The 3,763-nt window shown below is 69.8% G+C and carries 4 protein-coding genes; all 4 read left to right on the forward strand.

What is annotated here, in order from left to right; genetic code table 11:
• Window positions 1–696: amidohydrolase family protein (locus WBA11_RS14275; RefSeq protein ID WP_424521341.1), on the forward strand; the 696-nt coding region annotated here is incomplete at its 5' end.
• A 2-nt stretch (window positions 697–698) separates the two neighbouring features.
• Window positions 699–2,069, forward strand: a complete 1,371-nt coding sequence (locus WBA11_RS14280; protein WP_424521342.1) for an amidohydrolase — start codon at window positions 699–701, stop codon at window positions 2,067–2,069.
• A gap of 93 nt (window positions 2,070–2,162) precedes the next feature.
• Window positions 2,163–3,488, forward strand: a complete 1,326-nt coding sequence (locus tag WBA11_RS14285; protein WP_424521343.1) for an amidohydrolase family protein — start codon at window positions 2,163–2,165, stop codon at window positions 3,486–3,488.
• A gap of 41 nt (window positions 3,489–3,529) precedes the next feature.
• The coding region (locus WBA11_RS14290; RefSeq protein ID WP_424521344.1) for an esterase/lipase family protein at window positions 3,530–3,763 on the forward strand (234 nt) is incomplete at its 3' end.

Raw genomic sequence — 3,763 nt, forward strand, 5'->3', positions numbered from 1 at the left:
CGCGGCGTCGCCGACGAGGAGATCGCGCTGACGGGCCAGAAGCGGGCCGCCGTCGCCCGTGCCGAGGGCTCACCGGCCGCCCTCGACAGTGCGGGCGTGACGTTCGCGTTCGCCACCTTCGAGGTCAAGCCCGGCGACGTCCACGCCAACCTGGTCCGCATGGTCGAGGCCGGGCTCAGCCACGACGCCGCGCTCGCCGCGCTCACCTCCACACCCGCCGACTTGCTGGGCCTGGGCCGGGAGCTCGGCACCGTCGAGGCCGGGAAGCTGGCCAACTTGGTCATCACGAGTGGCCCCCTGTTCACCGACTCGACGGCCATCCGCCATGTGCTCGTCGAGGGCGTCCGATACGACCTCGAGGACGATGCGCAAGAGGGCGCCGACCCCGACGCAGTTGTCGAAGCCGCCGGAACGTGGGACTACGAGGTCTCGACGCCAGGCGGCAACCAAGAGGGCACGTTCGAGATCACGGGATCGGGCGACGACCTGGGCGGCACCATCACGAGCGACGGCGACACCAATACGTTCGAGACCGTCGTCCTCGAGGGCAACTCGCTGACGCTCGTGTTCACGTCCCCTGACATCGGCGCCCAGGTCACGATCGCCGGCATCATCACGGACGACGAGTTCAGCGGGACCGCCGACGTCGGCTCGTTCGGCTCGTTCCCCATCACGGCCACGCGTCGCCCCGAGTAACCATGAAGCGACTCTTCCCTGCCCTCCTGTTTTTGGCGCTCTCGGCGAGTGCCCAGACGCCGCTCGAGCTTCCTCCCGCGTCCGAGCGCGGCGACGTGTTGTTGCGCGGCGGCACCGTCCACACGGTCGTCGGCGACGCGCTCGAGAACACGGACGTGCTCGTTCGGGACGGCCGGATCGAACGGATCGGGACCGGCCTCGAGGCACCGCGTGGCGTCACGGTGGTCGACGTGACCGGCCGGCACGTCACGCCCGGCATCATCGACGCCCACAGCCACATCGCGCTGTCGAGCGTCAACGAGGCCTCGAACCCGATCGTGGCCGAGGTCCAGATGCGTGACGCGGTCGACCCGTCGGACATCGGGATCTACCGCGCGCTCGCAGGCGGCGTCACGAGCATCCACGTCATGCACGGCTCGGCGAACCCGGTCGGCGGCGAGAACGAGACGCTCAAGCTCCGCTGGGGCACGCTCGACCCGGACGGATTGCTCTTCGAGGACGCGCCCCGGACGATCAAGTTTGCGCTCGGCGAGAACCCGACCCGAGTCCACGGCCGAGGCCGCGGCGTCCGCCCGAGCACGCGGATGGGCATCGAGCAGGTCTACCGCGAGGCGTTCACCGAGGCGCTCGAGTACCGCGCCGCGCAGACCGACGCCCTCGAGGCCGGAGATCCGCTCCCCCCGATCGACCGCCGCATGGAGACCCTCGTCGGCATCTTGGAGGGCGACGTCTTGGTCCACTGCCACAGCTACCGCGCCGACGAGATCCTGATGCTGATGGAGGTCTTTCAAGACTTCGGCATCGAGCGGCTGACGTTCCAGCACGCCAACGAGGCGTTCAAGGTGGCGCCCGAACTCGCCGCGTTCGGCGCCGGCGCCTCGGTCTTCTCCGACTGGGCCAACTACAAGTTCGAGGTCTACTACTCGACGGCCCACAACGCCGCGATCCTGACCCGCAACGGCGTCCGCACGTCGATCAACTCCGACGACGCGGGGCTCCTGCGCTACCTCTACCACGAGGCGGCCAAGACCCAGCGCTACGGCGGCCTCGATGACCGCGACGCGCTCGCCACGGTGACCATCAACCCGGCCCACCAGCTCGGCATCGACGACCGGGTCGGCACCCTCGAGGTCGGGAAGGACGCGGACATCGCGGTGTTCTCGGACCACCCGCTCTCGATCTACACGCGCGTCGACATGACGTTCGTGGACGGCGTCGCCCGGTTCGACAGAATGCGCGACGGCGACGACCAGCGCCTGTTCGTCGACCCCGAAGAGGAGATCGTGATGCTCGGCGGCGACCACTCCCACTCCTGCATGTTGGGCACCGACCTCGACGCCCTCATGCTCGGCGAGCTCTCGCACAGCCACTAGCCGACCTCGAGGACGGCAGAACCGTCGCTCGCTCCTCTTTTTAGCTCGGGACCTTTTACGACCTCGAGGTCGACCCTTTCCTTCGCGCCTGACATGATGCGCCTCTCCCCTCTTCTCCTGGCCGCGCTCGTCGCGGCGCCCGCGTTCGCACAGGGTCCTCAGTACCAGGGCCGGACGGGGACGTTCGCGCTCACGGACTGCCGGATCGAGACCGTCACACGCGGCACGATCGAGAGCGGGACCGTCGTCCTCGAGGACGGACGGATCACGGCGGTCGGGCAGGCGACGGTGCCGGCCGGGGCGGTCCGCATCCCGTGTGACGGCGGGACGGTGTACCCCGGCATGATCGACAGCGGGACCATCATCGGGCTTCAGGAGGTCGGGTCGCAGGCGGAGACGCGTGACTTCGACGAGTTGGGCGACGTGACGCCACAAATGGAGGCGCTGACGGCGATCAACCCGTCCTCGATCCACTTCCCGATCACGCGCGTCTCGGGCGTTACGACGGCGCTCTCGGTCCCGCAGGGCGGCATCATGCCGGGCACGGCGGCGCTCGTCAACGCCCACGGCTACACACCCGACCAGATGGCCGCCGGCTTCGAAGGCGTGGTCCTGAACTGGCCCGCGTCGGGCCGTCAGGGTCGGTTCGACCGCCGGAGCCAGGAGGCCATCGACAAGGCGGCGACGGAGGCGCTCGAGAAGCTGAACGAGGTCTGGGACCAGGCGGTCCTGTACGCCCGGATCGACTCGGCCCGAACGGCGAGCGGGGCGGACGGCGTGCAGTCGTACCAGCCGGAGATGGCGGCGCTCTTACCGGTGGTCCGCGGCGAGCGCGTCTTGTTGCTCGAGGCCAACGCGGCGCCCGACATCGCGAAGGCGCTCGAGTGGCTCGAGGACAAAGATGTCCGCGTCGTCCTGACGGGCGCCGCCGAGGGCTGGCGCGTCGCGGACCGGATCGCGGAAGCCGGCCTCCCGGTCGTCACCGGCCCGGTCACGGGCCTGCCGACCCGGGCGAGCGACCGCTACGACCGGACGTACCAGAACGCAGCGCTCCTGTCCCAGGCCGGCGTCACGGTCGCGCTCCAGACGCAGGACCGGATGCAGAACTACCGCAACCTGCCCTTCCACGCCGGCTTCGCGGTCGCCCACGGCCGCGAGCTCGGCTTCGACCGCCAGTCCGCCTTGGAGGCCGTGACCATCAACCCGGCGCGGATGTTCGGCGTCGACGGCGACCTGGGCAGCATCGAGGTCGGCAAGAAGGCGACGCTGTTCATCGCCGATGGCGACCCGTTCCAGCCGCAGACCCAGGTGACGGCGCTGTTTATCGACGGGTACCAGTTGCCGCTCATCAACCGCCAGACGGAGCTGTTCGAGGAGTACCTCGAGCGCGTCCCCGGCCTCGAACTCGGCGGCGAGTAGTCGAGGACGGAGCCCCACCCGCAGCCAGCCGTTCGCCCTCGGTGGCGACACCCGTCCTCCTGCTCCACGGCCTGGCCCGGACCGGCCTGTCGATGGCCCCGATGGCCTGGGCGCTCCGCCGCGCAGGCTTCGCGCCTCAGATCGTCGACTACCCCTCGCGGCGACGGTCGATCTCGGACCTCGTCCTCGAGGTCGTTGGCCCGCGCGTGGACGCCCTCGGAGACGGACCGGTCCATTTCGTGACGCACTCGTTGGGCGGCGTGCTGGCCCGTGCC

The sequence above is a fragment of the Rubrivirga sp. genome (assembly GCF_049648075.1).
GTDB lineage: Bacteria > Bacteroidota > Rhodothermia > Rhodothermales > Rubricoccaceae > Rubrivirga.